At 69.6% G+C, this 15420-nt stretch carries 18 protein-coding genes; 3 read left to right on the plus strand and 15 right to left on the minus strand.

Going from position 1 to position 15420, the window contains the following annotated elements; translation table 11 throughout:
* From atpA to QMG73_RS04935, 10 genes are all read right to left on the minus strand, one after another.
* Complete coding sequence (atpA, locus tag QMG73_RS04890) at positions 1–1644, minus strand: F0F1 ATP synthase subunit alpha (RefSeq protein WP_281892714.1); 1644 nt, start codon at positions 1642–1644, stop codon at positions 1–3.
* A gap of 57 nt (positions 1645–1701) precedes the next feature.
* On the minus strand, positions 1702–2523 hold the full coding sequence (locus QMG73_RS04895) for a F0F1 ATP synthase subunit delta (protein ID WP_281892716.1): 822 nt from the start codon (positions 2521–2523) through the stop codon (positions 1702–1704).
* The gene (locus tag QMG73_RS04900) at positions 2523–3059 is read right to left on the minus strand and encodes a F0F1 ATP synthase subunit B (protein ID WP_281892717.1); all 537 of its coding nucleotides are present in this window, start codon (positions 3057–3059) and stop codon (positions 2523–2525) included. The genes QMG73_RS04895 and QMG73_RS04900 overlap by 1 nt, the downstream gene beginning before the upstream one ends.
* Positions 3060–3086: 27 nt before the next feature.
* Entirely contained in the window at positions 3087–3314 is a 228-nt protein-coding gene (locus QMG73_RS04905; protein WP_265248583.1) for an ATP synthase F0 subunit C, read from the minus strand.
* A gap of 63 nt (positions 3315–3377) precedes the next feature.
* On the minus strand, positions 3378–4157 hold the full coding sequence (gene atpB, locus QMG73_RS04910; protein ID WP_281892719.1) for a F0F1 ATP synthase subunit A: 780 nt from the start codon (positions 4155–4157) through the stop codon (positions 3378–3380).
* A 10-nt stretch (positions 4158–4167) separates the two neighbouring features.
* The gene (locus tag QMG73_RS04915) at positions 4168–4380 is read right to left on the minus strand and encodes a hypothetical protein (protein WP_309299437.1); all 213 of its coding nucleotides are present in this window, start codon (positions 4378–4380) and stop codon (positions 4168–4170) included.
* 105 nt (positions 4381–4485) lie between these two features.
* Positions 4486–4905, minus strand: a complete 420-nt coding sequence (locus tag QMG73_RS04920; protein ID WP_281892721.1) for a hypothetical protein — start codon at positions 4903–4905, stop codon at positions 4486–4488.
* On the minus strand, positions 4902–6182 hold the full coding sequence (locus QMG73_RS04925) for a serine hydroxymethyltransferase (protein WP_281892722.1): 1281 nt from the start codon (positions 6180–6182) through the stop codon (positions 4902–4904). Before QMG73_RS04925 ends, QMG73_RS04920 begins: the two co-directional genes overlap by 4 nt.
* Positions 6179–8218: a transglycosylase domain-containing protein gene (locus tag QMG73_RS04930; RefSeq protein WP_281893048.1), complete on the minus strand. Its 2040-nt coding sequence runs from the start codon at positions 8216–8218 to the stop codon at positions 6179–6181. Before QMG73_RS04930 ends, QMG73_RS04925 begins: the two co-directional genes overlap by 4 nt.
* Before the next feature lie 91 nt (positions 8219–8309).
* Complete coding sequence (locus QMG73_RS04935) at positions 8310–9164, minus strand: lytic polysaccharide monooxygenase auxiliary activity family 9 protein (protein WP_281892723.1); 855 nt, start codon at positions 9162–9164, stop codon at positions 8310–8312.
* Positions 9165–9288: 124 nt separating this feature from the next.
* Here QMG73_RS04935 and QMG73_RS04940 point away from each other — a divergent pair, with 124 nt between their 5' ends.
* Both QMG73_RS04940 and QMG73_RS04945 read left to right on the plus strand, forming a co-directional pair.
* Positions 9289–9639 carry a plasmid mobilization protein gene (locus QMG73_RS04940; RefSeq protein WP_281892724.1) on the plus strand — a complete coding sequence of 117 codons (351 nt, stop codon included), beginning with the start codon at positions 9289–9291 and terminating at the stop codon, positions 9637–9639.
* Positions 9636–10019 (plus strand): hypothetical protein, encoded by a 384-nt coding sequence (locus QMG73_RS04945; protein WP_281892726.1) that lies wholly within the window; start codon positions 9636–9638, stop codon positions 10017–10019. Before QMG73_RS04940 ends, QMG73_RS04945 begins: the two co-directional genes overlap by 4 nt.
* A gap of 5 nt (positions 10020–10024) precedes the next feature.
* Here QMG73_RS04945 and QMG73_RS04950 read toward each other — a convergent pair whose 3' ends face one another.
* The 3 genes from QMG73_RS04950 to prmC are packed head-to-tail and all read right to left on the minus strand — an operon-like array spanning position 10025 to position 12195.
* Positions 10025–10639, minus strand: coding sequence for an arsenate reductase/protein-tyrosine-phosphatase family protein (locus tag QMG73_RS04950; protein ID WP_281892728.1), 615 nt, complete (start codon positions 10637–10639; stop codon positions 10025–10027).
* A 1-nt stretch (position 10640) separates the two neighbouring features.
* Entirely contained in the window at positions 10641–11291 is a 651-nt protein-coding gene (locus QMG73_RS04955) for an L-threonylcarbamoyladenylate synthase (protein WP_281893049.1), read from the minus strand.
* Positions 11281–12195 carry a peptide chain release factor N(5)-glutamine methyltransferase gene (gene prmC / locus QMG73_RS04960; RefSeq protein WP_281892729.1) on the minus strand — a complete coding sequence of 305 codons (915 nt, stop codon included), beginning with the start codon at positions 12193–12195 and terminating at the stop codon, positions 11281–11283. The genes QMG73_RS04955 and prmC overlap by 11 nt, the downstream gene beginning before the upstream one ends.
* 56 nt (positions 12196–12251) lie before the next feature.
* Here prmC and QMG73_RS04965 point away from each other — a divergent pair, with 56 nt between their 5' ends.
* The gene (locus QMG73_RS04965) at positions 12252–13814 is read left to right on the plus strand and encodes a GGDEF domain-containing protein (protein ID WP_281892730.1); all 1563 of its coding nucleotides are present in this window, start codon (positions 12252–12254) and stop codon (positions 13812–13814) included.
* Between the two features lie 69 nt (positions 13815–13883).
* Here the strand turns inward: QMG73_RS04965 and prfA are convergent, their stop codons facing one another.
* Together prfA and rpmE are read right to left on the minus strand one after the other, a co-directional pair.
* Positions 13884–14972: a peptide chain release factor 1 gene (gene prfA, locus QMG73_RS04970; protein ID WP_281892731.1), complete on the minus strand. Its 1089-nt coding sequence runs from the start codon at positions 14970–14972 to the stop codon at positions 13884–13886.
* Positions 14973–15052: 80 nt separating this feature from the next.
* On the minus strand, positions 15053–15277 hold the full coding sequence (gene rpmE / locus QMG73_RS04975; RefSeq protein WP_281892733.1) for a 50S ribosomal protein L31: 225 nt from the start codon (positions 15275–15277) through the stop codon (positions 15053–15055).
* Between the last annotated feature and the right edge of the window lie 143 nt (positions 15278–15420).

Consider the following 15420-nt stretch of genomic DNA (forward strand, 5'->3'; position numbering starts at 1 on the left):
CTACTGCTTCTCGGGCGGAGTGTTCCGGTACCGGGTGACGGTCTCGTGGTTCTCGTCGCCCTCGAGCGCCTTGGCGTCCGCCTCCTTGCCGATGTGCTTGTCTTCCTTGGCAAGGAACATCTGCTTGAACTTGGCGATGGCCTCGTCGAGCGTCGAGATGATCTCGTCATCCCAGTTGTTGTCGGCGACCGACTGGAGCGTGCCCTTGTACGAGTGGCGCAGGAACTCCAGGAACTCCGCCTCGAAGCGCCGGATCTCGCCGACCGGGATGTCGTCCAGCTTGCCCTCGGTGCCGGCCCACACCGACACCACCTGCTCGTCGACCGGGTACGGCGTGTAGTTCGGCTGCTTCAGCAGCTCGACCAGGCGCGCACCGCGCTCCAGCTGGGCACGCGACGCCTTGTCCAGGTCGGACGCGAAGGCGGCGAAGGACTCCAGTTCGCGGTACTGGGCGAGGTCCAGCCGGAGCCGGCCAGCGACCTTCTTCATCGGCTTGACCTGCGCGGCGCCACCGACCCGGGAGACCGAGGTGCCGACGTTGATCGCCGGACGGACGCCCTGGTTGAACAGGTCGGACTCCAGGAAGATCTGGCCGTCGGTGATCGAGATGACGTTGGTCGGGATGAACGCCGAGATGTCGTTCGCCTTGGTCTCGATGATCGGCAGACCGGTCATCGAGCCCGCGCCCATCTCGTCGGAGAGCTTCGCGCAGCGCTCCAGAAGACGCGAGTGCAAGTAGAAGACGTCACCGGGGTACGCCTCGCGGCCCGGCGGGCGGCGCAGCAGCAGCGACACGGCACGGTACGCCTCGGCCTGCTTGCTCAGGTCGTCGAAGACGATGAGCACGTGCTTGCCGCCGTACATCCAGTGCTGGCCGATCGACGAGCCGGCGTACGGGGCGATGTACTTGAAGCCGGCCGGGTCGGAGGCGGGCGACGCGACGATGGTGGTGTACTCCATCGCGCCGTGCTCTTCGAGGATGCCCTTCACCGACGCGATCGTGGACGCCTTCTGGCCGATCGCGACGTAGATGCAGCGCACCTGCTTCTTCGGGTCGCCCGACTGCCAGTTCGCCCGCTGGTTGAGGATCGTGTCGATCGCGACCGTGGTCTTGCCGGTCTTGCGGTCGCCGATGATGAGCTGGCGCTGGCCCCGGCCGATTGCGGTCATCGCGTCGATGGCCTTGATGCCGGTCTGCAGCGCCTCGCTGACGCCCTGCCGGGCCATCACGTTCGGCGCCTGGAGCTCCAGCTCGCGGAAGCCCTCGTTTTCGATGTCGCCGAGGCCGTCGATCGGCTCGCCGAGCGCGTTGACCACGCGACCCAGGAACTTGTCGCCTACGGGCACGGAGAGCACCCGGCCGGTGCGCTTGACGCGCTGACCCTCCTCGATGCCGGCGAATTCGCCGAGGATCACGACACCGATCTCGCGGACGTCGAGGTTCAGCGCCACGCCCAGCGTGCCGTCCTCGAACTCCAGCAGCTCGTTGGCCATGGTCGAGGGCAGGCCCTCGACGTGGGCGATGCCGTCGCCGGCATCGGCGACGGTGCCGACCTCCTCGCGGGAGATGTCGGGCGAATAGGAAGAGACATAGCGCTCGAGAGCGCCGCGGATCTCCTCCGACGAGATGGTCAGCTCGGCCATCCTCTGCTTCCTTCTGCCTATGGGAACCGTGGAGTGCTTCTGGGTTCGACGTACGGTCTAGCGCTTCGCGAGCGCGTTTCGGGTGTCGGTGAGCCGGCGCAGGACCGTCCCGTCGTACAGGTCGGCTCCGACCTGGACGCTCATCCCGCCGAGGATCTCCGGTTGCACGATCTGCTTGACGGAGACCTCTCGACCGTACAGTTCCGAGAGCTTGGCGCCCAGGCGGCGCTCATCCTCGTCACTGAGCGGGGCCGCGACGGTGACGTACGCGACCTGCCGGTCACGCCGCTCTGCCGACAGCTCGACCAGCCGGGTCAGCGCGGCCTCGAAGGAACGCCCGCCGAAACCGCCGAGCGCCACCTCCACCAGCCGGACCGTGGCCGGCTTGGCCTTGCCCGACAGGAGCGCCCGGGCCAGTTCGGCCCGCTGCGCCGCCGGCGCGACCACGTCGCCCAGCGCACCCGCGAGTCGCGGATCGCCCGCGACGAGCTGGCCGAAGCGGAACAGCTCGTCTTCGACCTCACCGAGGTCGCCGGCGCGATCGGCGCTGGCCAGCAGCGCCTCGACGCCCAGCCGCTCGCTGGCCTCCAGCAGCTCAGACGGCGCCGACCAGCGGCCGTCGACGAGCGCGGTGACCAGCTTGAGGCTGGCGTCGCCGACCTTGCCGCCGAGCAGGCTGCGAACCAGCTCGGTGCGGTCTTCGACCGGGCGGGCCGGGTCGGACAGCGCCCGGCGCAACCGCGGCTCGCGCCGCAGCAGCTCGGCCACGGCCAGCAGCTCGTCGGCGACGCCCGCGATGCTTTCCGGCTTGGCCCTGCGGGCGTACGCCTCCAGCCGCTCGGCGGCGGCGGCGTACGACTCCCGGCTGGCGGCCTGCATCAGCGCGCCCCGGCGCTTTCGAGGTCGCTCAGGAACCGCTCGACGGTGCCCTTGCGGCGGGCCTCGTCGGCCAGCGACTCACCCACGATCTTGCTCGCCAGGTCGACCGCGATGGTGCCGACCTCGGCACGCAGCTCCCGGACGATGGTCTGGCGCTCGGCGGCGAGCTGCTCCTTGCCGGCCGCGATGATGCGGTCGGACTCTTCTCGCGCCTTTGCCAGGACGTCCTGGCGGATGCCCTCGGCGTCAGCGCGCGCGTCGTCGCGGATCCGGGCGGCGTCGGTGCGCGCCTCGGCCAGCTGGGCCTTGTACTGCTCGAGGAGCTGGTTGGCCTCGGCCTGCGCCGACTCCGCCCGCTTGATCCCACCCTCGATGGCCTCGACCCGCGCCTTGAAGGTCTGCTCCATGCGAGGGAACACGAACTTCATCAGCACGTAGCAGAGGATCGCGAACGCGATCGTGCCGATCACGATCTCTTGCCAGATCGGGATGATCGGGTTGTGCTCCTCGCCCCCCTCGGCGGCGAAAACGAACATGGCTACCTCCCGGTCAGGGATGGCTGGCTAGTTGCCAGCCCAGACGAAGCCGAACGCGACGCCCAGCAGCGCGAGCGCCTCGACCACGGCGAAGCCGATCCAGACGTACGGCAGGGTCAGCCGCGACGACTCGGGCTGGCGAGCGGTCGACTGGATGTAGCTGGCGAAGACCAGACCCACGCCGATGCCGGGGCCGATGGCCGCGAGACCGTAACCGATGGCGGCGGTGCTGCCAGTTACTTCGGCGAGCAACATGTGTGCTTTCCTCCTGGTTATCGCGCGTGTACCTCACGCGCGGACGACGATGACCTTTACGAATCAGTGCTCTTCGGCGAGCGCACCCTGTACGTAGCTGGCCGTCAGGACCGTGAAGACGTATGCCTGCAGGATGACCACCAGCGCCTCGAGGAACGTCAGCGCGACCGTCATCAGCCAGGACACCAGCGAGACCGGCGCCAGCCATGCGCTCGAGTTCAGCATCACGAACCCGCCCAGCGTGAACACCAGCAGGATCATGTGGCCGGCGAACATGTTGGCGAAGAGACGGACCGCCAGCGTGAACGGGCGGAACAGGAACGTCGAGGCGAACTCGATCGGCACCAGGAGCGGCAGGATGTACCACGGCGCCGGGGGAATCAGGGACGCCTTCATGTACTTGGCGAAGCCGTGCTGGCGGATGCCGACGTAGTTGAAGAGCACGTAGCTGATCACCGCGAGGATCGTCGGGAACGCGATGTGCGAGTTCGGCGACATCTGGATGCCCGGGATGATCCCGAAGAGGTTAGTGAGCAGCACGAAGCAGAACAGGGTGGTCAGGTATGGCGCGAAGCGCACGCCATCGTGCCCGATCATGTCCTTGGCGATGTTGTTCCGCACGAACCCGTAGATCGACTCAGCCAGCCACTGCTTCTTCGTCGGCACGAGCTGCGGGTTGCGGTAGGTCACCAGGAAGAACACGATCAGCGCCGCCGCGGCGACCCAGATCAGGATCGTTACCTTGGTCAGCCAGGGGTATGCGCCGTCGACCACGGAGGGCAGATAGAAGTCGTTGACGCTCGGTGGCCACGGGACCTCGCTCCCGAGACTCAATGCGCTCATTGGTCCTCCTCTAGGCGCCGAGCCGGCGGGCGATCAGGTAGACGCCACCCGCCGCGCCGACAATCGCTCCGATCCCGATGGGAACCCCGCCGAGATCGAACCAACGGTCGACCAGCCAACCGATGAAACCCCACACCGCGATACCGGTAATGAGGTATCCAATCGCCACCCAGCCCTGACCGGCTCCGCCGTCAGGTTGTTGGGGGGATTGGTCACCGGCCATGACGCGGCGAACCATATCAGGCGCGCTGCCGGCGGATACGACTCACCCCCCACGCAAGGCACTTGTGCGGGCGCCGGGGATACTGGAGTCGTCTGTGCCCGTACGCTACTCCTCGATCGCCACTCCCGGGCCCCGGCTAGCCGGCCAGATTTTCGTAATCCACCAAATGTGCACGCCGGTCCACGCGACGACGCCCGCCGCGACGCCCCAACCCATCGGCACCAATCCGGCCCAGTCAGCCGTCGCGACGATCATCATCACGCCGCCTAGCAGGCTGTACTTCGCTACGTAGATGCCCAGCCCAAAGGGCAGAACGAGCTGCGGGTTGATGCCGTCGGCCCACGCGAGGACCACAGTGGAGACCGTGTAGCTGGCAGTGACGAGCGCCACTCCCACCGCCGCGCCGAGCGCGCCGGCCGCGCCGCGCGTCAATCCGCCGATGATGGCCGCGCCGACCATCACGACCGCCGACGCGGCGAGCAACACGGGCAAGTGGCGAAGGCGCCACCGTCGGTCACTGTTCATCGCGGATACGCCGGAAATTTGTGTACCAGATCTGCCACTTCTGCCCTTATTTGGCTGGTTTCATCCGGGTCGTCGTCCGCTCGTACCGCCCGCGCGATGAGCGACGCGATCTGCCGCATCTCGCCCTCGCGCATGCCCTGGGTCGTGACGCTCGGCGTGCCGACCCGTACGCCGGAGGCCACCATCGGCTTCTGCGGGTCGTACGGGATCGCGTTCTTGTTCAACGTGATCCCGGCCGCGTCGCACCGCGCCTCCGCGTCCCGCCCGGTCACGTCGAGGTCGCGCAGGTCGATCAGGGCCAGGTGCGTGTCGGTGCCGCCCGACACCGGGCGCATGCCTTCGCTTTCCAGCCCAGCGGCCAGCGCCTGGGCGTTCTTCACCACCTGCGCGGCGTACGTCTGGAACTCCGGCAGTGCCGCCTCGCGCAGCGCGACCGCCTTGGCGGCCACCGCGTGCATCAGCGGGCCGCCCTGCACGAACGGGAACACCGCCTTGTCGACGCGCTGCGCCAGCCCCGCGCGGCACAGGATCATGCCGCCGCGTGGACCGCGCAGGACCTTGTGGGTGGTGAAGGTCACGACGTCGGCGTAGGGCACCGGCGACGGGATCGCCTTGCCCGCCACCAGGCCGATGAAGTGGGCGGCGTCGACGAGCAGGTACGCACCGACCTCGTCGGCGATCTGGCGGAACCGCGCGAAGTCGATGAGGCGCGGGTACGCGGTCGCACCGCAGATGATCATCTTGGGCTGGTGAGCGACCGCGAGTTCGCGTACCTCGTCGTAGTCGATCAGCTCGGTTTCCCGGTCGACGGTGTATCCGACCGTGGCGAACCATTTGCCGGAAAAGTTCACCTTGCTGCCGTGGGTGAGGTGCCCGCCGTGCGGCAGGTCCATCGCCAGTACCGTGTCGCCGGGCTGGAGCAGCGCGGCGTACGCGGCCAGGTTGGCGCTGGCACCGCTATGCGGCTGGAGGTTGGCGTGCTCGGCGCCGAACAGCTCCTTCGCCCGCTCGATGCCCAGCTCCTCGGCCTTGTCCACCTCGGCGCAGCCACCGTAGTACCGCCGAGCGGGGTACCCCTCGGCGTACTTGTTGGTGAGCGTCGAGCCGAGCGCCGCCAGCACGGCCGGCGACGTGAGGTTTTCGCTCGCGATCAGCTGGAGCCCGGAGCGCACCCGCTCCAACTCGCCCAGGACCACCTGGGCGATCTCCGGATCGACCGCCTCGAGCTGGGCAAAGTCCGGACCCCAGAATGTGCTCCCTGCCGGCCGTTCGCTCATTGGGGCAGTCTAGAGCGGCCTTCGCCAGCGATCTGTTCGCTCGGCGGGGTGAACGCCTCCGCCGGCTGACCCTTCAGCGCCGCCGCCATCGTGCGCGCCACCGCGACGATGACCTCGGCCTGCACCGCCGACCCGACGTGATCCTGCGGATCGTCCGGATTGACGGCGATCGCCGCTGCCGCCACCTGCGGCGTGAACCCGACGAACGTCTCCGTCGAGTTGTCCTCCGAGCTACCCGTCTTGCCGGCCACCGACCGGTTGCCGAGGATCTGACCCACCTGATCGGCCGTACCGCCGTTGCACCGGCCGAACGCGGACTGCTGTCCCACCGGACACCGGGCCGCGTCGGTCGCGGCTCGCGCGACGTCTTCGCTGATCACCCGCTTGCATCGCGGATCAGCGGCGGCCACCTTCGCACCGTTCGAGTCGGTGATCGACACCACGGGGAGCGGCTCGCAGTACATGCCCTCGGCCGCCACGGTGGCGTACGCGTTGGCCAGGTCGAGCGGTGTCGTGGCGGCCACGCCCAGCGTGAACGAGCCCCAGTCCTCCGGGTTCTTGGCCGCGAAGCTGGCGTCGGACTCCGCCCGGAAGGTGATGCCCAGCCGCTGCGCCATCTCGACCGCCTTGTCGGCGCCGACCTGCTGCTCCAGCCACACGAAGTACGTGTTGACCGAGCGGCCGAAGCCGTCCCACATCGTGCGGCGGCCGTCCATCCACGAGGGGGTGGCGTTCGCCGGGCACCAGTACCCGTTGCAGGTCCCCGGGCCGCTCCCCGGGTACTGCGACACGATGCGGGCCGGTGCGTCGAACGCCGTGTCCAAGGGCATGCCGGCCTCCAGCGCCGCCAGCATCGTGAACATCTTGAAGGACGAGCCAGCCTGGTACCCGTTGATGTCGCCGCCACCGGCGATCAGCTGGTTCATCGTGCCGTTCAGGCCGTAGTGCCGGTTGACGGCCATGGCCAGTACCCGCCCGGTGCCCGGTTCGACCATCGCCATCGGCACGGCGCGCTTGTTGCCGTACCCGTACACGGTCAGCGTCTGCCGCTGCGCGGTCTTCTGGATGTCCGGGTCGAGGGACGTGACGATCGAGTACCCGCCGCGCAGCAGCGCCTGCTCCCGGTCCGCCTCGGTCGCGCCGAACGCCGCCTGCTGCATCCACCACTGCTTGACGTAGTCGCAGAAGAAGCCCCACTGGTTCTGGGCGGACGCCGTGCATCCGTTCGGCTGCTCCTTGGGGTGCAACGTGAGCGGCTCCTTCTTCGCCGCGTCGGCCTCGGCTGTCGTGATCGCACCGGTCTTGGCCATCTGGTCCAGCACGTAGGAGCGGCGCTCCAGGGCACGGTTCTTGTCGCCGCCGATCGGGCTGTCCGAGTCGGGCGACTGCACCAGCCCGGCCAGCAGCGCCGCCTCGGCGAGCGTGAGATCGGCCGGCGACTTGCTGAAGTACCGCTCACTCGCCGCCGCGGCACCGTAGGCGCCAGCGCCGAAGTAGGCGATGTTCAGGTACCGGTTCAGGATCTCCTCTTTGGACAGTTGCTTCTCCAGCGCGACCGCGTACCGCATCTCCTGAAGCTTGCGGCCGGCGGTTTCGGCGGTGGCCGCCTCGCGCTGCTGCTCCGTGAGGTCCGGGTCGGTCTTCAGCACGTTCCGGACGTACTGCATGGTCAGCGTCGACGCGCCCTGCTCCACCGAGCCGCCGCGCCCGTTCGCCACGAACGCCCGCACGACGCTGCGTACGTCGACACCGCCGTGCTCGAAGAAGCGCGCGTCCTCGGCGGCGACAATCCCCTTCTGCAGCGCCGGAGCGATCTGGTCCAGCGGCACGTCGACCCGGTTGACGTCGTAGAACGACGTGATCAAGGTCTTGCCGTCATTGGCGTACAGGTAGGTGCGCTGGGCCGGCGGCGGCGTCTTGAGGTCGCTGGGCAGCTCGACGAAGGTGTCGCTGACCGCTTTGATGCCGAGCCCGAGGGCCGCGTTGGCTGGAAAAGCGGCAGCCGCCAGCGCCAGACCCGCGAGGACACCACACATCAACAGCTTGAGAGCCTTGGACCACACGCACCCAACACTTCCCAGCTAGGTGCACTCCGCCCACCTATGGCACCAGATTGCCAGGGAACTCTCAGCCGCGACGATCAGGGCGGGAGCGGGTGCGGTGCAGGAGCACGGCGTAGACGGCGCCAAACAGGACGATCAGCGCGGCACCCCCGCCGATCAGCGGCAACGCGCTCGTCGCGGAGACCGGCTCCGGGTCTGCCGCGGCGGCTGGCGGCGGGGCCGTCGTCTCGACAGCGGGTGGTGCCGCCTCGGTCGCGGGAGCGCTTTCGCTGGCCGAGGGCGCGACCTTCGCGGCCTTGGCCGCCGCCTTCTTGAAGACCACGTCCGAGCAGGAGTAGTAGGTGTCCGGAGTATCCGAGTTCTGCCAGATCGTGTAGATCAGGTGGCGCCCGGTCTTGCCCGACGGCAGTTCACCCTTGATGCGGTACGAGCCGCTGCGCATCGCCGGATCCTTCGCCGTGAGGAACGGCTTCGTCTCCAGGTCGGACCACGTCAGCGGCGCGGTCGGGTCGTAACCGTCGCGCGTCACGAACAGCCGGAACGTGCCCTTGTGCGGGATCGTGCCCCGGTACGCGAACGCGAGGTCCGCGCCCGCCGTCAGCGTGGTGGCCGGCCAGTCCTCGCGCGGCAGGTCCAGTCCCTGGTACCGGCTCAGCCCCGCGCTGCACAGCTTGCCGTCCGGCACCACCTCGCGGTCGCGGCCGTCGACGTCCGGGAGCCGGAGATTGTCCCAGTCCCCGAAGTCGTTCCGGCTCGCCTTACGCGCCGCCGCGCAGGCCGCCGTACCGGCGCTGTCACCCTCCGCCCCGCAGGCGGCGAGCCGGCTGACCGGGTTGGTCAGCGCGCCATGTGCGGAGGCGGGCGCGGGCGCGACGAGCAGCACTCCCGCCACGACGGCAAGAAGCCCCAGGACCTTCACGGCATTGGATACGTACGCCCCTCCCCGCGAGGTTCAACCCCACGACATGCCGACAACCACTTTCGCAACCGGCTGGGATGTTCTACCTTCCGCCGCGAACACGAAGACAACGAAGGAGATCGACATGTCACTCGTCGCGGAGCGTTTCGATAACGGGGTGCGGCCCAGCCGCGTCGGTGCTGTCATGGCAGATGCGATGACCAAGCGACGGGTGTCGGTCACCTTGACCGAAGAAGCGTACGAAGCGGCCAAGAGGCGTGCCGCCAAGGCCGGCCTGTCCCTGTCCGCCTGGCTCGCCGAAGCCGCCACCAAGCACGCGCGACACCAACAGGCGGTCGAAAACGCGGAGGCGGCCTACGAGGAGGCCGTTCGAGTCAACGGACCGCTCAGTCCCGAGGAGCTGCGCTGGGTCGATGAGGTCTTCGACGCCACGATGGACCGCCGCATGCCCCCGCCATACCCCGGCACGGCATGAAAGCGGTCGTCCTGGACGCCGGTGCACTGATTGCCGCCGACCGAAACGACGCACGCATTCGCAGACTCCAGAAACGCTGGCTCGGTGCGGACATCGCGATCTACGTACCGCCCGCTGTGCTCGCTCAGGTGTGGCGATCCGACCGCCAGGTGGTGTTGTCCCAATTCATCGCGGACTGCGAGGCATCGATGATGCGCTTCGAGGAGGCGCGGGCGGTGGGGCGGATGCTTGCTGCCGCGGGCACCGCGGATGTGGTCGACGCCGCGGTGGTCGTGGCGGCGCGAGAGCTTCGACCTATCGCCGTGGTTACCAGCGATCGGCGCGACCTGGAGCAGTTGGCCAAGGCCGTCGGCATGTCGCTGCCGATCGTCGACGTGTGACCTCGTCAGGGGAGGGGGATCAGGGCGGTGGCCAGGGGGTGGAGGGTGTCTTCGATCTCGTCGGCCACCCGGCTGAACGTCTGGTCGCCGCGGCCCCACGGGTCGTCGAGGTCGTCGGTGGGCAGGGCGGCGGACGAGCCACGGGCGGCGTCCACGGCCTCGACCAGGGCCACCCCGCGGGCGTACACGGCGTCGGCCGTGGGCTCGGCGGATGGCAGTGCCGACAGGTCGACGCCTCCGATGAGACGGCCGAACTCGCCGAGCACGAACGTGCGAGCCGCCGCGTCGGGGCGCAGGGCGACGACGTACTCCTGCTGGTCGGCCGTCGCGGTCAGCACCAGATCGGCGGCGTCGATGAGGTCGGAGCGCAGCTTGCGAGCGAGGAAGCCGTCGACATCGCCACCGCGGGCGCGCACCTGCCGTGCCGCCGGCGGGTTCATCTCCTCACCGGCGTGCCAGCCGCCCGTGCCGGCGCTGTGGCTGTGGAGCAGCTCGTCGGCGGGCGGGGCCGCGCCTAGCTTCGCCAGCCGCTCCCGCACCGCGAGGTCGAGCAGGCGCTCGGCCATGGGCGAGCGGCAGATGTTGCCCATGCACACGTGGAGGACGGTGAACGGCGGCACGTCACGGCTCCTGGTCGGGCCCGATGATGTCCGGCACCACGTCGCGCAGCTTTTCCAGCGGCACGGCGCCGTCTCGCAACACCTTTGGCACCTCGCCGGTCAGGTCGACGATCGTGCTCGGCACCGGGTCGGGGCACTCCCCCGCCTCGAGATAGAGCCGCACGGCGTACCCCAGCTGCTCCTGCGCCTCGGCGGCGGTGACAGCCGCCGGCTGGCCGGTCTTGTTGGCCGAGGAGACAGCCATGGGGCCGGTCTCGCGCAGCACCTCCAGCGCCACCGGGTGCAGCGGCATCCGCACCGCCACCGTGCCGCCGGTGTCGCCGAGATCCCACTGCAGGCTCGGCGCGTGCTCGACGACGATGGTCAGGGCACCGGGCCAGAACGCGTCGGCGAGCTCGCGGGCGGCCTTCGGAAGCATGAAGACCAGGCCATCGAGCGTGTGCCGGGAGCCGACCAGCACCGGTGGAGGCATCTGCCGCCCGCGGCCCTTGGCGTCCAGGAGTGCCTTTACCGCGTAAGGGGTGAAGGCGTCAGCGCCGATGCCGTACACGGTGTCGGTGGGCAGTACGACCAGCTCGCCGTTCTTGACCGCCTCGATCGCAGCGGCGATGCCTCGGTCGCGATCGGCGAGCGACCGGCAGTCATAGAGCATCACGAGGAGTCAGTCTGCCATGCCCGATGGCGAGGCTGCGCGACGCCGTGGCGAAGCGCGGGCGGCCCGCCAGGTCCTGATGATCCATGACCTCGGTGAAGCGGCCGTCGGCGCGCAGGAGGGCCGGCACGGCGTCACCGTGCGTGTCGTCGTGCTCGACTCCGAAGCGACCGCCGCCGCGCAGGAGCGCCGCGGCCCGCGCGATCACGGGCCGGATGACGGCGAGGCCGTCGGGGCCGGCGAAGACCGCGTCTTCCGGGTCGTGGTCGGCCACGTCGGCCGGTACGGGGGCGCCGGCGGGGACATAGGGCGGGTTGCACAGCACCAGGTCGACCCGGCCGTCGAGCTCCGCGAGCACCGCTGGGTCGCTCGCGTCACCCGCCACGACCGTCACTCCGGTACCGCTCGCGTTGCGCCGCAGCCATTCGAGTGCCGCCGGAGAGCGCTCGACGGCGTACACGGTGGCGCCCGGCACCTCCTGCGCCACGGCGAGCGCGATGGCTCCTGAGCCGCTGCACAGGTCGACGACGACCGGGGCGGGACCGGATCCCTGGATTCCCCAGCCGGCGAGCAGTTCGGTCTCCGGGCGGGGCACGAACACCCCTGGGCCGACCGCGAGTTCCAGATACCGGAACGGCGCCGATCCGATGAGGTGCTGCACCGGTTCACCGGCAGCCCGGCGCGCGACGAGCGACCGATACGCCGTGAGCTGCTCAGACGTGAAGCCGGCGGCGATCGCGAGCTGCCCGCGCGGCACGTCCAGCACATGCGCCGCGAGAAGTTCGGCGTCGACCCGAGCCGACGGAAGCCCTGCATCCGTAAGCGTGATCGTGGCAGAACTCACCGCATGCAACACTCTCGTCCGTTCCGTCCCTTCGGATGGCTGTTCCGTATTCCGTGTCACGAGATAATCATTGAGTACCGGGCTCGGTGTGTTGATCCAAGGGTTGGAGGAGTTGCGTGGGTTGGCTCGACCGGGTCACCGATCAGGCCGAAACACTCAAGCGGACCCGTGTGCTGCAGGAGCAGAGCCGCTCCGCGGAGGCGTGCACCCTCCTGGACAAGGTGCTCGCCACGACCAGCGACAAGCACAGCCGCGCTGACGCGCTGGTGCAGCGGCTGTCCGCGCTGATCAACCTGGGGCGCACGGCGGAGTACACGAAGGCGGTCGAGGAGGCGAACCACGCCGTCCGCGACCTGAACGAACCGCTGCTGTGGGGCAACTTCAACGCGCTCGCCGCGCTCGCCGCCCAGCACCAGGGCGCGCTGGAGCGGTGCGTCACCCACCTGGTACGCAGCGCGCGGGCGATGACGACGGTCGAGTACGTCGACTGGGACACCGCCATCGCGTGGAACGACCTCGCCATGGCGTACTCGTATCTCGGGTTCCACGGCCACGCGCTCGGCGCCATCGACCGCGCCCGGCAGGTGGCCGCCGCCGCGGGCCTGCCCGCCGAGACGTTCGCGGCTCCGGGCATCCGGCTGCGCAACGCGGTGACCCTCGACCACAACGGCGACACCGACGGGTGCCTGCGGGTGCTGCGCGACATCACCACCGACGCGGAGCGCTTCCTCGAACGGGACGGCGGTGCCAAGCTGCGACCGAGTGGGCGGGCGGCGTACGGGTACGCGATCATGCGACGCGCCGCGCTGGGTGAGCCGCCGGCGACGCCGCAGCCAGCGATGCGCCTGCTGGCCGACGGTGGTGACGGCGCCCGTTCCCGCGACCTGCGGATGCTGGGCGAGATCTGCTTGGCGATCGCGGCGAACCGCCCGATCGAGGCGCTGACCCGGCTGGAGACGGTGCACGTGTCCGCCGAGACGGTCGGCGCCGCGGAGCAGCTGCGGCTGCGGAGCCTGGGGTATTCCCGCGCCGGTGACCACGCGGCGGCGCACCGGGCCGACCGGCACGCGTTCCGGCTGGCGGCGCAGCGCAACGACCGCCTCCGCGACGTGTACGTCGAGGGCATCGCGGCGCGGCTCGACCACGAGGACATGCGCAAGGCCGTGTCCCACTACCAGGGCGAGGCGCTCACCGACCCGCTCACCGGACTGGCCAACCGCCGCCACTTCGAGCACTACGTGGCGGCCATGCTGGCGCGCGGCGAACGGGCCACGATCGGCGTGTGCGACCTCGACGGGTTCAAGGCGGTCAACACCGCGCACGGCCACCTCTCGGGTGACCTGGTTCTCCAGCGCGTCGCCGGGGTGATCAACCGGGTGATGCGCAGGGGCGACTTCGTGGCGCGGTACGGCGGCGACGAGTTCGTGGTGGTGCTGCCGGGTGCCGACAAGGCCGTGGCGGCCGAGGTGGGCCGGCGGATCAGCGTCGCGGTGGCGGCCGAAGACTGGGAGTCGCTGGTGCCGGGCACGCCGGTGGGCGTCAGCGTCGGCTTCGCCGACCTCAGCGGTGCCAGCACCAACCTGCGCGAGGTGCTCGGGGCGGCGTTCGAGATCGCCGACCGCGAGATGCTCCGGGCGAAGCCGCAGTCATCCGCACGGCGCCGCGCCGCGGCATCCTGACCCGCCCGTGATCAGGGCGTCCCTGAAGTCGTTAGAGCGACTTGAGGGACGCCCTGATCACGCGAAGGTTCAACGGCGGCTCAGCTCGGTTTCGCCGGCGAGGCGGGCCTGACGGTCCGCCTCGGTCAGCGCCTCCAGTACGCCGTCGAGGTCGCCGGCCAGCACCAGGTCGAGGTTGTACGCCGTGAAGCCGATCCGGTGGTCGGTGATCCGGTTCTGCGGGAAGTTGTACGTGCGGATGCGCTCGGACCTGTCGACGGTGCGCACCTGCGAGCGCCGCGCGTCGGAGGCAGCCGCGTCGGCCTGCTCCTGTGCCGCGGCGAGCAGCCGCGCACGCAGGATCCGCATCGCCTGCTCACGGTTCTGGAGCTGGCTCTTCTCGTTCTGGCAGGACACGACGATGCCGGTCGGCAGGTGCGTGATGCGGACGGCGGAGTCGGTGGTGTTGACAGACTGGCCACCGGGGCCGGACGACCGGAACACGTCGATGCGCAGCTCGTTGGGGTCGATGGTGACGTCGACCTCTTCGGCCTCGGGCAGTACGAGGACACCGGCGGCGCTGGTGTGGATGCGTCCTTGCGACTCGGTGACCGGCACCCGCTGTACCCGGTGGACGCCGCCCTCCCACTTGAGCCGCGACCAGACGCCGTTGCCGCCCTCAGGCACGCCCTTGGTCTTGACCGCGATCGAGCAGTCCTTGACGCCGCCGAGGTCGGAGTCCTGCGAGTCGATGACCTCGGTGACCCAGCCGCGGCGCTCGGCGTAGCGCAGGTACATGCGCAGCAGGTCGCCGGCGAACAGCGCGGACTCCTCCCCGCCCTCCCCCGCCTTGATCTCGACGATCACGTCCTTGGCGTCGTGCGGGTCGCGCGGGATGAGCAGCTCCGCCAGGCGCTCCTCGAGCACCGGGAGGCGCTCGGCGATCGCGTCGGCTTCCGTGGCGAACGACGCGTCTTCGCTGGCCAGTTCGCGCGCGGCTTCGAGGTCGGCACGCGCCTGGTCGAGCTCGCCGGCCGCCTTCTGCAGCGGCGCGAGCTCGGCGAAGCGCCGGCCGACGCGCCGAGCGGTCGCCTGGTCGGCGTGGATCGCCGGATCGGCGAGCCGCTTCTCCAGGTCGGCATACTCGTCAAGCAGCGCCGCCAGGCGTTCGTTGCTCATCTGCGTACCCCTCGTTCCGGTTTCCTGAAAGGCGAACGGCGCCCGCCCCGGTAAAAACCGAGGGGGCGCCGTCGGGGTAGCTATTTGGCCTTTTTGGCGGCTGCCCGCGCGTACTTCTGCTGGAACTTCGCGACGCGGCCGGCGGTGTCGAGCACCCGCTGCTTGCCCGTGTAGAACGGGTGGCAGGCGCTGCACGTCTCGACGTGGATCGAGCCGCTCTTCGCGGTGCTACGCGTCGTGAAGGTGTTGCCGCAGGAACAGGTGACCTCGGTCACGACGTACTGCGGGTGGATGTCGGGCTTCATGTCGCCTCGGTCCTTTCGTATGCGGTCGCCGGGTCGCCCAGATGTGGGCGTGAACCGGAACCCTGGCCGACTGACCAGTGTGCCATGGCTGGCCACCCTCCCCAACGCCGGGGAGGCAGGGTGCATTCCCACTCCTGTCATGC

It is taken from the genome of Phytohabitans aurantiacus (genome assembly GCF_027923225.1).
Classification (GTDB): Bacteria; Actinomycetota; Actinomycetes; order Mycobacteriales; family Micromonosporaceae; genus Phytohabitans; species Phytohabitans aurantiacus.

Bases quoted from the DNA above. Each gene is read 5' to 3' on its own strand.
- atpA (WP_281892714.1), bottom strand. From the start codon at position 1,644: ATGGCCGAGCTGACCATCTCGTCGGAGGAGATCCGCGGCGCTCTCGAG.
- QMG73_RS04895 (WP_281892716.1), bottom strand. From the start codon at position 2,523: ATGCAGGCCGCCAGCCGGGAGTCGTACGCCGCCGCCGCCGAGCGGCTG.
- QMG73_RS04900 (WP_281892717.1), bottom strand. From the start codon at position 3,059: ATGTTCGTTTTCGCCGCCGAGGGGGGCGAGGAGCACAACCCGATCATC.
- QMG73_RS04905 (WP_265248583.1), bottom strand. From the start codon at position 3,314: ATGTTGCTCGCCGAAGTAACTGGCAGCACCGCCGCCATCGGTTACGGT.
- atpB (WP_281892719.1), bottom strand. From the start codon at position 4,157: ATGAGCGCATTGAGTCTCGGGAGCGAGGTCCCGTGGCCACCGAGCGTC.
- QMG73_RS04915 (WP_309299437.1), bottom strand. From the start codon at position 4,380: ATGGCCGGTGACCAATCCCCCCAACAACCTGACGGCGGAGCCGGTCAG.
- QMG73_RS04920 (WP_281892721.1), bottom strand. From the start codon at position 4,905: ATGAACAGTGACCGACGGTGGCGCCTTCGCCACTTGCCCGTGTTGCTC.
- QMG73_RS04925 (WP_281892722.1), bottom strand. From the start codon at position 6,182: ATGAGCGAACGGCCGGCAGGGAGCACATTCTGGGGTCCGGACTTTGCC.
- QMG73_RS04930 (WP_281893048.1), bottom strand. From the start codon at position 8,218: ATGTGTGGTGTCCTCGCGGGTCTGGCGCTGGCGGCTGCCGCTTTTCCA.
- QMG73_RS04940 (WP_281892724.1), top strand. From the start codon at position 9,289: ATGTCACTCGTCGCGGAGCGTTTCGATAACGGGGTGCGGCCCAGCCGC.
- QMG73_RS04945 (WP_281892726.1), top strand. From the start codon at position 9,636: ATGAAAGCGGTCGTCCTGGACGCCGGTGCACTGATTGCCGCCGACCGA.
- QMG73_RS04955 (WP_281893049.1), bottom strand. From the start codon at position 11,291: ATGCTCTATGACTGCCGGTCGCTCGCCGATCGCGACCGAGGCATCGCC.
- prfA (WP_281892731.1), bottom strand. From the start codon at position 14,972: ATGAGCAACGAACGCCTGGCGGCGCTGCTTGACGAGTATGCCGACCTG.
- rpmE (WP_281892733.1), bottom strand. From the start codon at position 15,277: ATGAAGCCCGACATCCACCCGCAGTACGTCGTGACCGAGGTCACCTGT.